The organism is Streptomyces otsuchiensis, from assembly GCF_004305975.1.
Lineage (GTDB): Bacteria > Actinomycetota > Actinomycetes > Streptomycetales > Streptomycetaceae > Streptomyces > Streptomyces otsuchiensis.
Window position 1 is genome coordinate 1 of record NZ_BHZI01000682.1, and the last position, 237, is coordinate 237.

The following is a 237-nucleotide window of genomic DNA, read 5'->3' on the forward strand; positions in this document are numbered from 1 at the left end:
CCTTGTAGCCCATCCGAAAACCACCCCAGTGGCGACCCTTGACGTAAATCGGCGCCGACACATCCTTCATCATCGCAAACGTCCCGTTACCCATATCCCGACGATACGTCTGCAACAGGAACGCCTCGGTATTGCGCGCCGCCCCCAGCCCCGTGCGATCCGTGAACAGCCGGCGGTTGCGGCTGTTGGCCGCATTCCAGACCGGGTCACTCCCCTGCGGCTGCGAGAACTTCAGGT

The 237-nt window shown here is 62.4% G+C and carries 1 protein-coding gene; it reads right to left on the reverse strand.

What is annotated here, in order from left to right; all coding sequences use genetic code 11:
- The coding region (locus E0D90_RS28740; RefSeq protein ID WP_227870538.1) for a hypothetical protein at nt 1–237 on the reverse strand (237 nt) is incomplete at both ends.